Below are 18,068 nucleotides of genomic sequence, written 5' to 3'. Positions count from 1 at the left end.
TCGAATCTTTCCCGCTAAGCCTTGGACTTGTCCTTACGGGTAACCTCACACCTACACTTGCATCGCGGGCTGGCAAGCTTGCGTAGTGACGCACACTCCGGTCCTAGCCGGTACTGGACTTTGACTGGTTGGTCAATACCAGTTAGAGCAGAGCTTTGCGCGAGTTTGGCCTGCCTGCGTCGGCTCTACTCTGGTGCTCTGCATGATGTTTTCAAAAAAGCGAACTACTACCGGTTCGCTTTTTTGGTTTTGGGGCCGACGCCTCCTTACTAGGCAATACATGCAGAGCAAGCTGGCGTAATACGTACAAGGTGCTGCAATTTTCCTGCAGATTTGAGTGCTTGTTTTGCTGCCTCACTCAATTCCCGTGCTTTTGCCTATCCACTCACCCCATTGCTCGCTTTGCTGCCGCGTGTGTATACTGGTGGCGGTCCGCATCAGCGCTGCCGACGCGGAGCTGGTGCGGAAAACCTGCAAGCTATGATGAGCGTCACCGCCCGCCTCGACGACCGCGACCCAGGCGGAGTCATGCGCGACATCCAGCAGTGACTGGCCCAGTTGGTGCCCCTGCCGCCGGGCAGCTACTTCAAGTAGTACGGGGGATCCTACGCCGAGCAGCAGCAGTCGTTTCAAGAGCTACTCACCATCCTGATTACGGCGTGCCTGCTCGTATTTGCCGTGGGGCTGTTTCTATTTAGGGACGTGAAGGCCGCGGGACTGCTTTTGCTGGTGGCCGTTCTGGGCCGGCCGGCGGCAGCCTGGCGCAGCACTTCACCCCCACTCCCCTCCATGTAAGCTCGTGCACCGGCCTGATTATGGTGGTGGACATCATCGGGGAGAATGCAATCTTCACGCTGCAGCCATTTTCTGACAACCGCGCCGAGGGTAACCCCGTGGACCAGGCCATCGGCTACGCTATTGTCGCCCGCCTGCGGCCTAAGCTGATGACCGCGCTGGCCGCTATTTCTGCCTTACTGACCCTGGCCATTGCCGTTATTGGGGGCTACTGCTGGCCCTGCCCCTGCTTTTAGTAGTGTCACCCAGTCTGCTGCGGCTGGCCGACGCAGTTAAGCTTGATGCACCCGTAATAAGAACGAGGTAGCGCGTCAAATTGGCCAGAAGAGCTAACGTGCAGCCCCTACCCCTTCAGTAGCGTGGATGCGCTGCTCGACGCAGGAAAAGGATAACACCGACCAATGAACGCAATGTCCTGGGCAGAAAGCTGGGTATTAGGCGGCCTATGCGTGTGGGGGACGGTGAAATCTGGGGGGAAACTATAGTGCATAATCGAAAGCGGATCATACCCGGAATTCGTGATAAGCTCTTTTTCCGCTTGTTCAAAGAAATTGGTGTCCACTTTCTGCCGATCCCACCCGTAGGCTTGAAACAGGCGGCTGTAGATCAGGGGCTTGTTCCACTGGATAGCAGCTGCCGGACTCTGATGCTCGTGCACGCACCCCAGGCAATGGCCAAATTCGTGCAGTATCGTAGCCGGGAAAGCGTCCGGACTGGTCGTTTCATCCGAGAGATCAAAATTCATCGTGGCTTTATTCTGATCGCGTTCCGTCAGCGCATCCGTGCCTACCAAGGACCAAGAGCCGCTACGGGTAAAGCTAATTCTTACTTCCGCCTCCCCCTGCGTAATAAAGTCAAACGTGATGTTGGCATGGGTTTCCCACGTTTTGGCGATTGTCTCAATTTGACGGTGCACATGCGCCTCCCCACCCAGAAAGCGGACCCGCAAAACTCTGCCTGGCTGCCAGAAGTGGGTGTGCAGTAGGGCCAGTTCCTGCAGGATTTCTTTGGTTTCCCTTCTCCCAATGGCGGTGCCTTCACTGATCAGCAACTCCGAGTACGCTTTGTGGCCGGCCGCTATTTCCTGCAGCAGGTACCGAGCGGGTTTGTGGCCGTAAATTGACTCGGTTTCCGCATTCATGACATTGTCGGCCCGTTCTCGTAGCGCAACGTACAGGCCGTATTCACCGCCATGGGGGCGCGTGTTACATAGGTTGAGCGGGGTATTTTTCACTGGCGTAAGTAGGGTATGTATATGTAAGGGCATTCAGCCGCACGGGGCGGCCAAAGTAGCAGAGGGTATGCTACTCTATCAGGAGGGCTAAAAATCCTCACTCCCCCCGGACCTGAGGCCCTAGCTGGTGGGAACTAACTTAGTGTAATTCCATGGAAATCGAAAAAATACTAATTCACAAACCTTCTAAGTCATTAATTCATAATACCAACTGCTGCGCAGGAAAAACTGCTGAGCCGCGGATACTCTACTACCCTCCTATCGCACCATCCGGCTACAAAGCATCTAGTGCGCTTGCCGCGAAATATCTACCCTTCGGGTATAACGGACGTGGATTTGCCAGGTCAGCGCGATGGGGACGCCAGGTGGTGTAGGCGACTAGAATAACCAGTAACGCAAATAGAGTCAGCGAGGATCCCTGCGTGCCGAAGCCAAGGCCATGTTTAGCCAAGGGTTTGGTTAACAAGTCGCCGAACGTAGTTCCGAACGGGCGGGTGAGCACGAACGCCACCCAAAACAGGAGCACGTGCGACAGGTGGGTGAAGTAGTACGCCAGCACGACCAGGGCTAGCAGGGATCCAATAAGCAGCGCCCCTCCGGCGATCCCTAAGCCGGAGTAGTCGGCCATATAGTGGCCCAAGGCCGTGCCCAGCGTGTTGAAAAATAGAATGGCAGTCCAGTAAAACCGCTCCCCCCGGCGAGTGGTAATCGTACTGACCGAGAGGGTTTTTCGTTAAGCCGCCATAGCCCCAGTATTACGGCCAGCAGCGTTACCAGCAACGCTGAACCAGTAGCGTAGCCTAAACCCATGGTCCGGTCCATGTAGTCTGACATGGTGGTGCCCGCCGTGCTGGTGGCCAGAATCACGGCCCAATACAGCGCGGGGATGTACCGACTGACAACTAGCTGGGCAGCCAGGACGACCAGGAACACGCCCAGCAGCAATAGGGAGCTAACCCCGTAACCCACGTTCAGGGTTTGCGCCAGCAGGTCCCCGGCCGTTTCGCCCAAGGTGGTGGCACAGATCTTCATCACCCAGAAGAGTAGGGTGACTTCCGGGATTTTCTTCAGCGCGGTCTGCATGAGGCCAGCCAGTTAATGAGCGCGCCAGCTCAGCGTCAGGCCGGATGTGCCACCGCCAAAATAGGCCGGAGCCACGTTCAGGCCTACCAGGCGCGGCTGCCGGCCCCAGCGGTTGCGGTGGGTAAGATAGCCCAGGTGTGCGGAGAGAATACCGAAGCCCGCGCCCGCCACCACGTCGCTCTGCCAGTGCTTGTTGTTGATCATGCGCAGGGCCGCTACGCTGGTAGCGATAGTATAAGCACCAATGCCATACCACTGGCTTTTGTCGCGGAACTCCGTGTGCACGATGCTAGCGGCCAAGAACGCCTGGGCCGTATGCCCTGACGGGAAGGAAAGGTTATCAGAACCGTCGGGGCGGGTTTCCCGAGTTAGGTTTTTGACCGCGAATACGGATGCCAGCATGAATAACTCCGACTTGCCGATAACCAGCAGGGTGTTCAGCCGGTCGTCGCGTGACTCTACTCCCGAGAGGGCTACCAATCCCAGCTCGGCATAGGGGGCAAAAATCAAGATGTCGTCCAGCCGCGTACGGTAGGTGGGAAACAGCTTGTGAATGTCGCGGTTGGCTTGCTGATTAGTGTAAAAGCCTCCCCCGTTGAAGGTATAGGCCCCGTAGCCGATAAGCAGCGCGGGCACAATGCTGGCCTTCACCAGTTTGCCCTTGTACCAGGGTTTGGAAGCTGGTGGTGCCGCCGCCGCGGGCACCTCGAATTTGTGCAGTGAGTCCGCGGCCGGCGTGGGCGGATTCTGGGGAATCTGGGCGTAGGCCGGCATGGACAGGCTCAGAACTATCGCCGCGAAAACGGCGCGGCAAGACGATGCAATACGCATATGTTGGTAGCTAGTGTGTAACCATGGCCCGCATCAGCGAGGAAAAGAGTTCTGAAATCGCGCAAACCTAACGGCGGATTCTGGCGGAAATCTGAGTTTTAAAGCTTACTCTGGAGCGGCTGTGGTTGAGCTTTCCTTCGTGCGTATCTATCTAATCCGCACCCATTAGGTTCGTGCTGAGAACAGCAGCTAGCAGAGTCTTGCGGCTTACGTTTCCCGAGTATAAGCAGCGTCCAGGGACACGCAGTGGGGGCAGCGTGCCCGAGTTTCCTCGATTCGGGTGGGCTCGTAGTATTGCCACTCACCTCCAGCCTTCACCTGCTGACCAACGGGACACCCGTCGTTGTCGTGGTAGGGGTAGCGTACTGGCCCCGGAGCTGCGGACCGTAACCCAGTTGCGTGCTGGTTATGCTGGAAAAAAGGCGGAGTCTTGGCCATCGGTATGAAATAGCTGGCGTGTTGGCTGAAGCCAGGTGAAGTATTTATGATCCAGCCACTGACACAGAAAGCGGCATCTGGCACCTTATCCGGGCAACTAGTGAGCAGACGCTGCTACAAGCTCGATAAGATAGAGTGCGACGGCAAAGGTGCCCGCTGATTCTGAAGCAAAACTGACGCCTGCCTGACCGCCGCTATCCGGCTGGAGCGGCGGGGTCCGGCCAACTTCCAGACGCACCTGGACAAGCTGCAGCAGGCTCCTTGGTGGCTAGGCCTCAGTTTTTACTCAGAATCCGATACTAGTCTTGCTTTTGCCGGCTCCCCTGTGAGTTGGTACGGAAAGAGGTTTTACAAGACTGTTCACTATGGATCTCTCTGATCTGACTCACCTCCTGCGCCACTTGCTCCGGCAGCGGCGCCAGGTGGTAGTACTCCTGCTACTAGGCATTATCCTGCCTTGGAGCGCGTTTCTGAAGGCCGCCTCAGAAATCCGGGAGGGGGAAGGCTTCCCTGGCGACCAGGCCTTTCTGCGGTGGCTGCATGCCCATGCTACGCCCCCGCTGGACGCCCTCAACCTGCTGCTGACCCGGGTCGGCGGACCCCAGGTAATGGCCGTTGTGACCCTGCTCATTGCGGGTTTCCTGTTCTGGCGCCGCTCTTACCACCAAGCCTGGTTTTTCTCGTGGGCAGTTGGAGGCGCTATGGTTATCAACCTGCTGGCGAAGGCGCTGTTAGGCCGGGTCCGACCGGCACTCTGGGTATCTCTGGCTCCGGAAACGACGCCTAGCTTTCCCAGCGGCCACGCCATGGGGTCGGCGGCGGTGGTGCTGGCGTTGGGGCTGATACTGGCCCACTCGCCCCGGCGCTGGCTGCTGTGGCTGCCGGGGGCACTGTTTGTGCTGGGGGTGGGCATTTCGCGCATGTACCTGGGCGTACACTATCCTTCCGATGTGCTAGCGGGCTGGATTGCGTCCGTTGGCTGGGTGACGAGTGTATACCTGCTTTTCAACCGGTCCACCCTGCTAAGGTAATTCGGGAGTGAGGGCCGAAGTAGTCGGCCAAGTCGCCTTTACACGCCCTTAGTATACAACTCAGTTTAGCGCTGACAAGATATTCTAAGCCCGTTAACCAGTCGGGAAGCTGGCTAACGGGCTTTTTCACTACGGGACCGTTAGTTTCTGGCTTAATAGGGTTTATTCAGAATTGCTTCAGAAACGGTGCCTAACCTTGTGCGTAGTGCTGCTTCACGCATTCTTCATAAATACCTAAAGTACCATTCATATGACAGCAAGATGCTTTTAAAGCAGAGTGCTGGCGGACAGCTGATAAAACAATCCTGTTTTACAACCTCACATGCGGTAGCCATGCGCTCTTCGCTTTGTTGCACTCATAGTTAGTTGCCGTGACTTTTTTCCTTCCGAATCGACTTTCAAATCTTCTGGTCTTTCCCCTCCACCGCCGCGGCGTTTGGCTACTGGCTTTGCCGCTGCTGCTGGCCGGCTGCGTCAGCACCAAGTCAGCGTACACCCGCGACCATGTGGCCCGGCGCCTGCAAGCCCGCGGCGGCTACGAGCTGGGCACGGCCCGCAGCGCCAGCGCCCTGGCCCCGGCGCTGCCTACTCTGCAGGACGGCCTGAGCGAAGACGAGGCCATCCGCCTGGCCCTGACCCGCAACCCCGCTTTCCAGGCCGACCTGAGCACGCTGGCGCTGGCCCAGGCCGATTTACAAGACGCTGGTTTGCTTCCCAATCCCGTGCTGAGCCTGGTGACGGCCCACGGTACCGCCCCGTTCTCCATGGCGCTGAGCCTAGCCTCTGACCTGCTCTGGCAGCGGCCGTCGCGCGTGGGGGCCGCTCAGCTGGAAACCCAGCGCGTAGCCGAAAGCCTCGTCAGTCGCGGCCTGCTGGTTAGCCGCGACGCCCAGGTAAGCTACACGGATATCACGCTGGCCGATGAGCGGCTGCGCATCGCCCGTGAGGCCATTGTGATGCGGGCCGAAGTAGCGCGCATCGTGCGGGCCCGCTACCGCGCAGGCGAGGCCAGCGAGCTGGAAACCGTGGCGCCCAGCGCCGATTCCCTGCGCGCCGTCGACGACTACTACCGGGCCCGCCGCGACAACCGGGTGGCCCGCCTGCGCCTGCTGGCTACGCTGGGCCTGGACTCCGTGAATGCCGATTCCCTGCGGTTCACCGCCGCTCCCGTCTCGGCGACTCTGGTGCCGCCCTTGCCGACGCTGCTCGATTCGGCCTACGCTGCCCGGCCCGACTTGTGGGCAGCGCGGGTGGGCATCGAGGGCATTGGCCAGCGGCTGCGGTGGGAACGGAGTCGGGTGTTTTCGTTCATCGTTTCGCTGGACGCCCGCTTCAACAACCCCAACCCGGTGCACCTGGGGCCGGGCGCAACCATCGGCCTGCCCCTCTTCAACCGCAACCAGGGCCGCATTTCGCGGGTGAAAGCCGAGCTGGAACAAGCCTCCTGGCAGTACCTGACCCTGCGCCAGACCGTGAACCTGGACGTGCGCGAGGCCTACGCCCAGTACGAGCAGGCCACCCAGAGCGTCGCCCTGTGGGAGCGGAGCTACCTGCCCAGCCTCCAGGACGCGCTGCGCCGCTCCACCAATGCCTTTATCAACGGCGACTTCCCTTACGTGCAGGTGGCCGAAACCACCCGCCAGTTGCTCGATGCCCAGCAGCGTGCCGCCGACGCCCGCGCGGACCAGCGCCGCGCCCTGGCCCGGCTGCGCTACGCTGTGGGCGGCCGCTTCTAATTCTTCGATTTCTTCTCTGTATGTACTTCCCCAAGTTTACATTCTCCCTGCTGGCAGCGTCCCGCTGCCTGGCACTGAGTGGCCTGCTCTGTGGCGCAGTTGCCTGCGGCAAAGCTGAAAAGCCCAAAGCCGTCAGCCCTTCCGAGGTTGCAAACCCGGTCAAGGAGTCAGACCTGACCACGGTGACCATTACCGCCGACGCGGAAAAGCGGCTGGGCATTAAAACCGTGGCGGTCAAGACCGACAACGTGCAGGCCACCCGCGAGGTGGGCGGCGAAATCCAGGCCGTACCGGGCCAGGCTGTGACCATCGTGGCCCCGGTGCAGGGCACGCTGCGTGGCGGGGCCAGCCTCACGGCCGGCCAGCGCGTGCGACAGGGGCAAACCCTGTACCAACTGGTGGCACTGCCCGCCGAGCGCGACCTGCTCACGCTGGACCAAGGCACCACCCAGGCCCGCACCCAGCTGCAGGTAGCCCAGGCGCGCCTGCAACGGGCCGAGGCCCTGCTGGCTGACCGCGCGGGCAGCGTGCGCGCCCGCGATGATGCCCGCGCCGACGTGGCCCTGGCCCAGCGGGCCCTGGCCGATGCCCGGGCCCGACAGGGTGCTCTGAACGGCAACACCGGCGGCGGGCAGAGCCTGCCCATCAAAGCACCGTTGAGCGGGGTAGTGCAGCGCGTCACGGTCGCGCCGGGTTCGCTGGTGACGGCCAACACCGTGCTGCTGGAACTGGCCTCCTTGAACAAGGTGTGGGTGCGGGTACCGCTGTTCGTGGGCGACTTGCGCCGCCTGGGCAAGGACCAGGCAGTGACCGTGCGGCCCCTGAACGGCGGCGCGGCCCGGCAAGCGCGGCCGGTGGAAGCGCCCACCATTGGGGGCACGGCGGGCACGGCCACGGCCGATGTGTTCTACGAGATTGACAACACCGACGAGGCCTTTCGCCCCGGCGAGCGGGTGGCCGTGGACGTGACGCTGGGCAACGCGGCCAGCGGCGCCACAAATGGTATGACGGGTGCGGCTACCAGTACGGCGGCGCTGACTGTGCCTACGGCCGCACTACTCTACGACGCCTCGGGCGGGCAGTGGGTGTACGTGCGCACCAAGCCCTTGCAGTACGTCCGCCAGCGAGTGGAGGTGCAACGGGCAGTGGGGGACCAGGTGGTCATCTCGCGGGGCGTGAAAGCCGGCGCCGAAGTCGTGACCGACGGTGCGGCGGAGTTATTCGGAACCGAATTTGGCGGCAGCCACTAAGCGATGAAGTGGATAATAGAATCGGCGCTGCGACTACGGCTGGTGGTAGTCATCCTGTTTGGCGTATTGCTGGCAGCAGGGCTGCAGGTGGTGCGTAACACCCCGTTGGATGTGTTTCCGGAGTTTGCGCCGCCTTACGTGGAAGTGCAGACCGAAGCCCCCGGCCTGAGCACCGCCGAGGTGGAAGCCCTGGTGAGCGTGCCGCTGGAAAACGCCCTGAACGGCACGCCCGAGGTCAAGAAAATCCGCTCCAAATCGGTGCTGGGCCTCTCGTCGGTGGTGCTGTACTTCCCTCAAGGCACCGACATCAACAACGCCCGGCAGGCGGTGCAGGAGCGGCTGGCACGGGTGGCCCCTACCCTGCCCGGCGTAGCCCGGCCTCCGGTGATGCTTTCACCCTTGTCCTCGACGAGCCGGGTGCTGAAAATTGGGGTGTCGTCAGATAGTCTGACCCAGGTGGAGATGACCACGCTGGCCCGCTGGAGCATCCGCCCCCGCCTGATGGCCGTGCCCGGCGTGGCCAACGTAGCCATCTGGGGGCAGCGCGACCGGCAGTTGCAGGTGCTGGTGAACCCCGAGCAGCTGCGCACCCTGGGTCTGACCTTGGCCGAAGTAGAAAAGGCGGCGGCCGACGCTACCGCGCTGGCCGGCGGCGGTTTTATCGATTCGCCCAACCAGCGCCTGGCCGTGTCGCAAAGCTCGGCCATCCAGTCCGCTGCTGACCTAGCCCAGATGCCCGTCACGTTCCGCAACGGCGTGAGCCTGAAGCTGGGCGAAGTGGCGCAGGTGGTCGAGGGCTTTCCCGCCCCCATCGGCGACGCCGTAATTAACGACGGGGCCGGCCTGCTGCTCATCGTGGAAAAGCAGCCGGGAGCCAACACCCTGGCCGTGACCCAGCAGGTGGAAGCCGCGCTAAATGCCATGCGTCCCGGTTTGAAGGGGCTGGAAATCGACTCGACCATCTTCCGGCCGGCGACCTTTATTGAAATGTCGCTCAGCAACCTGAACAAGTCCCTGCTCATCGGCTGCGTACTGGTGGTGCTGGTGCTGCTGTTTTTTCTGTACGAGTGGCGCACGGCCCTCATCAGTGCGCTGGCGTTGCCCACCTCGCTCATCGCGGCGGCGTTAGCGTTACGCTACTCCGGCAAAACCATCGACACGATGGTGCTGGCCGGCCTCATCATTGCCCTGGGCGAAGTCGTGGACGACGCCATTATCGACGTGGAAAACATCATGCGCCGCCTGCGGCTGAATCACGAGGCCGGCTCGCCTAAAACGGCCTTTGCGGTGGTGTACGAGGCCAGCATGGAGGTACGCTCGGCCGTGATTTACGGCTCGGTTATCGTGGCGCTGGTGCTGCTGCCCATTTTCCTGCTGCCGGGCTTGTCGGGGGCGTTTTTCCAGCCGCTGGCCTTTGCCTACGTGCTGGCCATTCTGGCCTCGCTGTTTGTGGCCCTGACCCTGACGCCGGCCCTGGCCCTGATTCTGCTGCCTAAGGCGGCGGAGAAAAAGTCGAAAGATGCGCCGGTGGTGGCCTGGCTCAAACGGCACTACGCCCGCATCTTGCCCACCCTGCTGGCCCGGCCCAAGCGCGTGGCCTGGTCGCTGACGGCAGCCGCGGTTATCTCCATGCTCACGCTGCCGTTTTTCGGCCAGGAGTTTCTGCCCAACTTCAAGGAGTACGATTTTCTCATGCACTGGGTAGAGAAGCCCGGCACCTCGCTGCAGGCCATGTCGCGCATCACGGTGCGGGCCAGCAAGGAGCTGCGCGCCATTCCCGGCGTGCGCAACTTCGGGGCCCACATCGGCCGGGCGGAAGTAGCCGACGAGGTGGTGGGTCCCAACTTTACCGAATTGTGGATTTCCGTCGACCCCAAGGTGGACTATGAGGCCACCGTGGCCAAAATCCAGACGGTGGTCGACGGCTACCCCGGCCTGTACCGCGACCTATTGACCTACCTGCGCGAGCGCATCAAGGAAGTGCTGACCGGTACCTCGGCCACCATCGTGGTGCGCATCTTCGGCCCCGACCTCGACCAGCTTTACACCAAGGCCAAGGAAGTGGGCAGCAAGCTCGAAGGCGTAGAGGGCGTGGTGGACCTCAAAGTGCAGCAGCAGACGCTCGTGCCCCAGATTCAGGTGAAGATGAAGCCCGAAGCCGCGGCCCGATTCGGTCTGAATCCCGGCACGGTGCTGCAGGCCATCAGCACCGTGGTGAAGGGCCGGAAGGTGGGCGAAATCTACCAGGAGCAAAAGATTTTCGACGTAGCCGTGTGGGGCCAGCCAGCCATGCGCGCCGACTTCGGGGCCGTGCGCGAGCTGCTCATCGGCCTGCCTGGTGGCGGGGCCGTGCCCCTACGCGAGGTGGCCGACGTGCGCATCGTGCCCACGCCCAACGAAATTACCCGCGAGGCCTCGTCGCGCCGCATCGACGTAACGCTCAACGTGCGGGGCCGCGACCTGGGCTCGGTGGCCCGCGACGTGCAGGCGCAGGTGGACGGCGTGGCCTTCGGCGCCGGCTACCACCCCGAAATCCTGGGCGAGTACGCCGAGCGACAGGCCTCGCAGAACCGCATGGCCCTGCTGGTCTGCCTCTCGCTCATCGGTATCTTCCTGGTACTCTACACCGACTTCGGCACCGTGCGCCTGGCCGTACTGGGGATTCTGAGCTTATTCTTCGCCGTGTCGGGCTGTTTGCTGGCGGCGTTTCTCACCGGCGGGGTGCTCTCGCTGGGCTCCATCGTGGGGTTTATTACGGTACTGGGCGTGGCGGCCCGCAACAGCATCATGCTCGTGAGCCACTACCGCCATCTGGAAGTGGAGGAAGGCATGCCATTCGGTAAGGAACTGATTATCCGCGGCTCATTGGAGCGGATATCGCCCATTATCATGACGGCCCTGACCTCAGTGCTGGCCCTGCTGCCCATCATCTTGGCCGGCAACGAGCCGGGCTCTGAAATCGAGCACCCCATGTCGGTGGTTATTCTCGGGGGCGTCATCACCTCCACGGTGCTTAACCTGCTGGGCATGCCCGCGCTGTATTGGGCTTTCGGCCGCAAGGCCGGAGCGGAACCAGCGCGGGCAGAACCAGCCGTCGCCTAGCTCCGATGACTGTCGTCTGCCCCACTACGAACCCAAACCCCTCAATCAGGTTGCGCGTCGCTTGGGCCGGAGCCGGGCTGGTGTTGCTGCTCAGCAGCGGCCTGACTCCACATGGCGCCCTTTCGCCTTCGGTGGCGGTAGACCCCGACGCGGTGCGCACGGTGGCCGCCCGACCCATGGACAAGTCGCTGCTGGTGTACCTCGCCGCCGACGATTACCGGCAGATAGCGGTCTCGTTGACCCGAAAGTTTGGCGAAAAGTTTCGGGCGCGGCGCGACCACCTGCCGGCCGTGGCGCGTGCCCCTGATGAGCTTATCTGCCCAGTCAAGCCCGGTCGCATAAAGCATAAATCGGCCAACCTCGCTTAAGTCGGCCGGAAAATCAACTTCTTCCACAATGTCGCGGTCAGCAGGGGTCATCAGTCACTGCCTACGCCAACCTGTCAACAAACTTAAGTATTCAATGATAAGATTCTTGCGCGTTTGCAGGCATCCCTGCTACCGGCTGCTTCTGTGTTTGACCATCGGCTTGCTTACCTCTAGCTGCGGTTCCAAATCGGACAGCGTAAAACAGGCAGCCGAGACTGCGCCCGTATTCAACGTCCCCGACCTGCTGGGCTTGGATATTGACCGCGTGGAAAGCAAGTTGGGCCGGCCCAAGTGGGACAGCGTAGCCGCGCATGACGCCTCCGAAAGCGTCCGCCTCTTTCGCCGCGATACACTGCTGCTGCGGGTCGGCTACAGCGCGCGCACCCGAAGAGTGTACAGCTATCTGATTCAATCCGCGCACGCACAAACCCATGATTATCGGCCCCTGCTGCGCCTGGCGAACCTTACCGGCAACGAGCCCGTGCTGGTGGTGGTGCCCGTGCCGTCAAAGAACAATTCTGCCGAATACACCGGAGTTAAAGTGTTTGTAAAAGACGCCGGGAGCCGGTAATGCGGCAGCAGCATACTAGGGGGAAATAGCCGACTACTTCGGGGACAGCGCAATTGATTTGGCAAACGCCTGGGGTAGCGGCACTTTATTTCATAGTCTTTAACTGACTATTTCTTTGCTCATGCAGCCCGACTCCCGCGCCTTTCTTGAAATACGTGCCCACACCGAAACGCACCTGACCAGCTCGGCCATGCTGCAGGACATCGTCATCGGTCTGTCGGATGGCCTGACGGTGCCCTTCGCCCTGGCGGCGGGCCTAAGCGGGGCCGTGGCCTCGTCCAGCCTCGTCATCACGGCGGGCCTGGCCGAAGTGGTGGCCGGCTCCATTGCCATGGGCCTGGGCGGCTACCTGGCCGGCCGCACCGAGGTGGAGCACTAAGCCGCCGAACTGCGGCGCGAGCACCAGGAAGTACGGGAAGTGCCCGAGGTGGAGCGCTGCGAAGTTAAGGAGCTGCTGGCTGAAATGGGCCTGAGCCCCTCCACCCAGGAAGTGGCCATGCAGGAGTTGACAGCTGACCCTGAACAGTGGGTGAAGTTCATGATGAAGTACGAACTGGGCTTGGAAGCGCCCAATCCCCGCCAGGCTCCCAAAAGCGCCGTGACCATCGCCGGGGCCTACGCCGTGGGCGGCCTCATTCCGCTCAGTGCCTATTTCCTCACCAGCACGCCCTGGCAGGGCCTGCTTTGGTCGGCCCTTATTACGCTGGTTTGCCTGCTCATCTTCGGCTACTTCAAGAGCCGCATCACCGGCCAGCCGCCGGTGTGGGGGGCCCTCAAGATGGCCAGCACCGGGGCCGCCGCGGCCGGGGCCGCATTTTACGTTGCCCGTCTCTTTGGGAGGTAAGGCGATCCAATACTACCCCCGCCTGAACGCGCCGGCAGCCCGGCGCTTCAGCTTTCCTTCAGATTTACGGACTTATTTCGCCTTCACTATCCCATCAGGGAAGACCTGCTTTTGCCCATTTACCATGAAACTGCTGCTGATTGAAGACGAGGTCTACCTGCGCAATACGCTCGTAGACTACCTGCGGCAGGCGGGATACGTCTGCGAGGTCGCCGGGGACTACCAGCAGGCGCTGGAGAAAATCAAGCTATATCAGTACGATTGTGTGGTGCTAGACTTAACCCTGCCCGACGGCAACGGCTTGAATATTCTTCGCGAACTGAAGGCCGACAGCTCCCGGGCCGGCGTGCTGATTATTTCGGCCCGTGATGCCCTTGATGACCGGCTGACGGGCCTGGACCTGGGCGCCGATGACTACCTGACCAAGCCCTTTCACCTGGCTGAGCTGAACGCGCGGCTCCGGGCCATTATCCGGCGGCGCCAGTTCCAGGGCAGCCACCACATTGCTTTCCGCGACCTGCTGGTGTGGCCCGAGCAAGCCGAGGTGTTTGTGCGGGACCAGCCGCTGGTACTCACCCGTAAGGAATACGATCTGTTGCTGTTTCTGCTCGCCAACCCTAACCGGGTGCTGACCAAAGAATCCATTGCCGAGCACCTATGCGGCGATGCCGTGGACAGTGCTGACTCGTTTGACTTTATTTATACCCACCTGAAAAACCTGCGCAAGAAGCTCCAGGAAAAAGGGGCCGACAACTACATCCGTACCATGTACGGCGTGGGCTATAAACTCAGCACCGAGTGAAGCTGCTCACCAAAACCAACCGCTACTACCTGCTGCTGACCACGGTGCTGTTCATTGTGGCCAGTGCGGTACTCTACTACGGGCTATTCGGCGCCTTGCAGCACGAGGTGGAAGAGCAGTTGTTCAATCGCCGCGTATATTTGGAGCAGCGGGTGCAGAATGGTGTGGGCCTGCCCACCTCCCCCTTTGAGTACCAGATGGCAGTCAGCCACCGACCCCAGCGCATCGGCTACAGCGACACGCTGCTGCTCGACCCACAGGAGCAGGAAATGGTGCCGCACCGCCAGCTTACGTTTCCGTTACGGGTGCGGCAAGAGCTGGTTTGGGTAACGTTGCGCAAGTCACTGGTGGAAACCGAGGACGTACTGGCCGTGGTACTGGGCGTGATGGTGGGCGTGCTGGGGCTACTGCTGCTGGGCGTTATTCTGATTAACCGCTGGCTGGGGCAGTGGCTGTGGAGCCCGTTCCGCAATACGCTACGGGTGCTGCGCGGCTACGGCGTGCAGCAGGACCAGGTGCTGACGTTTCCGCCGACCAACACCGAAGAGTTTGCCGAGCTAAACCAGGCCCTGACCCTGATGAGCCAGCGGCTGGTAGCCGACTACGAGGCCGTGCGGGAGTTTACGGCTAATGCCGCCCACGAGACCCAGACCCCCCTGGCCATTATGCAAGCCAAGCTGGAGCAGATGCTGCAGCTGCCGGAACTGGTAAACCCGGAGCTGGCTACGCTGGTGTCGGAGCTGTACGGGGCCACGCTGCGGCTCTCGCGCTTGCACCAGGCCCTCACGCTACTCAGTAAAATCGAGAACCGTCAGTTCGCAGACACCTCTGCGCAACGCCTGGACCGGCTGCTGGAAGAAAAAGTGCTTCAGTTTGAGTCGCTGGCCGATGTACGGCACGTGACGCTACGCACCCACCTCAGCGGCGTGCCAGCCTTGCAGATGCACGCCGGCCTGACCGATTCGCTGGTACACAATCTGCTGCAGAACGCCATTAAGCACAATCACCGCGGGGGCACTATTGATGTGACGCTGACTCCAGCGTACCTGGAAGTGAGCAACACGGGCCCAACGGTGACCGGCGACCCAGCCCGCTTTTTCGAGCGGTTCCGCAAGCACCAAGCTGCTTCCGATTCGCCGGGCCTGGGCTTGTCGATTGTGCAGCAAATCTGCCAGTACTATGGCTTTACCGTGCGCTACCGCTTCGAGCCGACTACCAGCCTGCATACCTTGCGGGTGGACTTCGCACCCAAAAAGGCAGCTTCCACTCCGGATACTCAAGTGTCAGCGGGCTAAGCCAGCGTCAGTTCTGAGGCCGCACGTCAGAATTACTTCAGATTCGATTTATAGACTGCGGGCCAAACCACTCCAGGCTTGGCTTTTCCTCCCTGTATGCTCTCACGGCTCCGCCCACACATTTTACTCTTCCTGTTTGGCCTTGGAGCATTAGCCGCTCTGACCGGATGCGAGTCGGGCAGTGGCCAGCCTATCACGGTGCCAGCAGCAGCGCAAAACGCTTTGCGCCAGAAATTCGGCACGCACCTGGAGCAGCTGCGCTGGCACCCGGACTCAAACCGGCTACACGCCTCTTTTATCTGGAAGACCATCCCCGTAGACGTATGGTTGACCGCGGCCGGCCAGGTGCAGGAAACTCAGCTGGCGATGCTTGGGGAAGACATACCGCCCGGGTTGCAGGATTCGCTGCAGCGCTACTACCGCTCCTACCAGCGCCGGGCGATGCACTTGGTTGAAACGCCGGCCGGCTTCCACTACAACTTGCTGCTCGCCGCGCCCGGTGGCCCCGCGATGCGCTTCCGCTTCCTGGCCGATGGGCACCGGCTCAGCCAACCTGTTAAGGTTTCCAGCTCCCCCCGTTAGGTTATGAGAAAAACAGCTTTTCCCCTTATAAGTGGAGGTGTGCTGGCTTGGTCAGTGGGGGCGGCGCAGGCTCAGCAAACGGCATTAACGCCGGGCTTGCTGGTGCCCGATAGTGCCCACGCTACCTCTTCCGTAATGGTGCAGCGGGTCCGGCCCGCTACCTGGGTCGTACTGCGGGGGCTGGTAGTGCCGGCGGCTTTAATAGCAGCCGGGGCCCTCACGACAGAGCATGTCGAGGTAATCAATTCCGATGAAGCGGTGCGGGAGGAAAGCCGGGAACACCTGCGCTGGGTGCGTACCAACCTCGACGACCAGCTTCGCCACGCGCCCGCCTACACCACGCTGGGCCTGAGTTTGCTGGGGGTGAAGGGCGAGCATAACTCGCTCAACCAGGCCGTGTTATTTGCTCTCACCTACACGCTTAATAACACGATTACCAGCAACCTTAAGCGCATCACCCGCGTGGAGCGCCCCCAGGGCAACAGCTTCGAGTCGTTTCCGAGCCAGCACACCAGCGCGGCGTTTTCGGCGGCCCGGTTTCTGGACAAAGAGTACGGTGCCCAGAGCATCTGGTACCGGGTGGGCGGCTACACTGTGGCCACGGGCGTGGCCGGGCTGCGCGTGGCCAAGGATAACCACTGGCTCTCCGACGTGGTGGCCGGGGCCGGGGTAGGCATGCTGTCCACGGAAATAGTGTACCGGGTGTACCCGCTGCTGCAGCGCGCCACTCGCCGCGTCATCGGCCCAACCAGCCGGTTTGGCCACCACGCCGTGCTGCTGCCCAGCTACGCCAATGGGGCCACGGGGGCGACCTTGGTGATGGTGTTATAATTTTTACGGACAGCGTCGGATTCCAGAATATCGACAGAATCAGGGGGTAGTTTTGGCCATAGATCTTTCAAAACCTCCCCATGAAACACTATCTTGTGTTGGCCGCCTTCGCTCTGGCGCTGGCCGCCCCCGCCCAGGCGCAGCAGCTGAAGGCGACCCAGGTTCCCGCGGCAGTCGTTGCGGCGTTTAAGCAGAAGTTCCCCCAGGTCAAAGAAGTGAAATGGGAAAAGGAAGGTGACAAGTACGAAGCCGGCTTTGAGCAGGGCAACGTGGAAATGTCGGCCTTGCTGAGTGCCAGCGGTGAGCTGCTGGAAACTGAATCGGAAATGGCGCCGTCGCAGCTGCCAGCTGCCGTGCGGGCCAAGCTAGCCAGCTCTTACAAAAGCTATAAAGTCACGGAAGCCGCCAAAATCGTGTCGGCCAGTACGGGGGCTACCACCTACGAGGCCGAGGTGCTGAAAAGCGGCAAGAAGATGGACCTCCTCTTCGACGCCAACGGCCAGGAAGTAAAAAAATAACGTGATTGAAGCCCAAAAATAGTTGGCTTCCATGATAACTTGAGGCCCAGTTCGTCCCTGAAGCAAACGCCTGCTCCGACATCTGATCCCACACGTATTGCAGCACCCATACCAGGAATGCCTGGTTCTAATTCAAGCTGTCAGCATCTGCTGACAGCTTGTTTTTGTTATCTACCTGTCGTTTTTCGCCTTGTTCCCTTTAGCCCGGTCTTATAAATTAGTCTGCTACGCTGTATTTTAGCCTACTAACTGCTTTAACCGTGAAAAAAATCTGTTGCGCTATTACCCTTTCGGCTACGGGGAGTTTTATTGATAACTGGGAAGCTATTGGGCAGGCTGCTGCTGACCAAAGCGAGCGCCCACCAAGCCACCATCAGTTCATTCACGACCATTCGCACTAGTGGTGTAACATGAAAGCTGCTTTGTCCAGACCTCCCAGGCAGCGGAGCAGTTCACTTCGGAGCTTGTTTTCAGCGCGTAGCGCCAGCGTGCTCACAAGTCCATCTAGTAAGTCGAGAATATCGTCCGTTGCCGTCCGTTCCAAGGCGTGCATAAACACAAGCAATGTCGCCAAACACCGGTCCTCGAGCATCCGGCTTACTCTCTGAGCCCATGATACCTGCGCGTGGCGCACCATGCGTGTCACTCGATCTTCCGGTAAGTCACGTACCAAAATGTCTCCCACGCCTACGGCCCGCAATTGTTCCAGCCGCCAAAAGGCTCCTGCCAGGGCTGGAGCCGACACGCGGGTAGGAGG

At 60.9% G+C, this 18,068-nt stretch carries 15 protein-coding genes and 2 pseudogenes; 14 read left to right on the top strand and 3 right to left on the bottom strand.

Translation table 11 applies throughout. The features are described from left to right. The first annotated feature begins 414 nt into the window (after window positions 1–414). Window positions 415–549 carry a hypothetical protein gene (locus FGZ14_RS22190; RefSeq protein ID WP_257883441.1) on the top strand — a complete coding sequence of 45 codons (135 nt, stop codon included), beginning with the start codon at window positions 415–417 and terminating at the stop codon, window positions 547–549. Between the two features lie 209 nt (window positions 550–758). After that, window positions 759–1,031 (top strand): efflux RND transporter permease subunit, encoded by a 273-nt coding sequence (locus tag FGZ14_RS22185; protein ID WP_231569839.1) that lies wholly within the window; start codon window positions 759–761, stop codon window positions 1,029–1,031. 107 nt (window positions 1,032–1,138) lie between these two features. On the opposite strand, the gene FGZ14_RS20760 is transcribed toward FGZ14_RS22185, so the two are convergent. The 3 genes and pseudogenes from FGZ14_RS20760 to FGZ14_RS20745 form a co-directional block, all read right to left on the bottom strand. Further along, window positions 1,139–2,029 carry a hypothetical protein gene (locus tag FGZ14_RS20760; RefSeq protein ID WP_139926228.1) on the bottom strand — a complete coding sequence of 297 codons (891 nt, stop codon included), beginning with the start codon at window positions 2,027–2,029 and terminating at the stop codon, window positions 1,139–1,141. Window positions 2,030–2,303: 274 nt separating this feature from the next. Continuing rightward, window positions 2,304–3,100 (bottom strand): annotated as a pseudogene (locus FGZ14_RS21835) (hypothetical protein). A 24-nt stretch (window positions 3,101–3,124) separates the two neighbouring features. Beyond that, window positions 3,125–3,943: a phosphatase PAP2 family protein gene (locus FGZ14_RS20745; protein ID WP_081910978.1), complete on the bottom strand. Its 819-nt coding sequence runs from the start codon at window positions 3,941–3,943 to the stop codon at window positions 3,125–3,127. A gap of 803 nt (window positions 3,944–4,746) precedes the next feature. On the opposite strand from FGZ14_RS20745, the gene FGZ14_RS20740 reads away from it, so the two are divergent. The 12 genes and pseudogenes from FGZ14_RS20740 (at window position 4,747) to FGZ14_RS20685 (ending at window position 17,311) form a co-directional block, all read left to right on the top strand. Next, window positions 4,747–5,412 (top strand): phosphatase PAP2 family protein, encoded by a 666-nt coding sequence (locus FGZ14_RS20740; RefSeq protein WP_044019288.1) that lies wholly within the window; start codon window positions 4,747–4,749, stop codon window positions 5,410–5,412. 449 nt (window positions 5,413–5,861) lie between these two features. Further along, complete coding sequence (locus tag FGZ14_RS20735; RefSeq protein WP_052381933.1) at window positions 5,862–7,148, top strand: TolC family protein; 1,287 nt, start codon at window positions 5,862–5,864, stop codon at window positions 7,146–7,148. 20 nt (window positions 7,149–7,168) lie between these two features. Beyond that, a complete protein-coding gene (locus FGZ14_RS20730) occupies window positions 7,169–8,398 on the top strand; it encodes an efflux RND transporter periplasmic adaptor subunit (protein ID WP_044019286.1) in 1,230 nt (409 codons plus the stop codon). 3 nt (window positions 8,399–8,401) lie between these two features. Continuing rightward, complete coding sequence (locus FGZ14_RS20725) at window positions 8,402–11,500, top strand: efflux RND transporter permease subunit (RefSeq protein ID WP_044019285.1); 3,099 nt, start codon at window positions 8,402–8,404, stop codon at window positions 11,498–11,500. Window positions 11,501–11,550: 50 nt separating this feature from the next. Continuing rightward, a complete protein-coding gene (locus FGZ14_RS20720) occupies window positions 11,551–11,868 on the top strand; it encodes a hypothetical protein (protein ID WP_044019284.1) in 318 nt (105 codons plus the stop codon). A gap of 148 nt (window positions 11,869–12,016) precedes the next feature. Continuing rightward, window positions 12,017–12,439 (top strand): hypothetical protein, encoded by a 423-nt coding sequence (locus tag FGZ14_RS20715; protein ID WP_044019282.1) that lies wholly within the window; start codon window positions 12,017–12,019, stop codon window positions 12,437–12,439. A gap of 121 nt (window positions 12,440–12,560) precedes the next feature. Beyond that, window positions 12,561–13,283 (top strand): annotated as a pseudogene (locus FGZ14_RS20710) (VIT1/CCC1 transporter family protein). 124 nt (window positions 13,284–13,407) lie between these two features. After that, a complete protein-coding gene (locus FGZ14_RS20705) occupies window positions 13,408–14,085 on the top strand; it encodes a response regulator transcription factor (RefSeq protein WP_044019281.1) in 678 nt (225 codons plus the stop codon). Continuing rightward, window positions 14,082–15,380: a HAMP domain-containing sensor histidine kinase gene (locus tag FGZ14_RS20700; protein ID WP_139926223.1), complete on the top strand. Its 1,299-nt coding sequence runs from the start codon at window positions 14,082–14,084 to the stop codon at window positions 15,378–15,380. The genes FGZ14_RS20705 and FGZ14_RS20700 overlap by 4 nt, the downstream gene beginning before the upstream one ends. Window positions 15,381–15,476: 96 nt before the next feature. Next, complete coding sequence (locus FGZ14_RS20695; protein ID WP_044019279.1) at window positions 15,477–15,962, top strand: hypothetical protein; 486 nt, start codon at window positions 15,477–15,479, stop codon at window positions 15,960–15,962. 39 nt (window positions 15,963–16,001) lie between these two features. Beyond that, entirely contained in the window at window positions 16,002–16,793 is a 792-nt protein-coding gene (locus FGZ14_RS20690; RefSeq protein WP_180754657.1) for a phosphatase PAP2 family protein, read from the top strand. A gap of 80 nt (window positions 16,794–16,873) precedes the next feature. Further along, the gene (locus FGZ14_RS20685; protein ID WP_044019278.1) at window positions 16,874–17,311 is read left to right on the top strand and encodes a PepSY-like domain-containing protein; all 438 of its coding nucleotides are present in this window, start codon (window positions 16,874–16,876) and stop codon (window positions 17,309–17,311) included. The last annotated feature ends 757 nt before the right edge of the window (window positions 17,312–18,068 follow it).

The sequence above is a fragment of the Hymenobacter sp. DG01 genome (assembly GCF_006352025.1).
GTDB lineage: Bacteria > Bacteroidota > Bacteroidia > Cytophagales > Hymenobacteraceae > Hymenobacter.
Note: the sequence above shows the minus strand (reverse complement) of the source record. Positions and strands in the feature narration are given on the sequence as shown.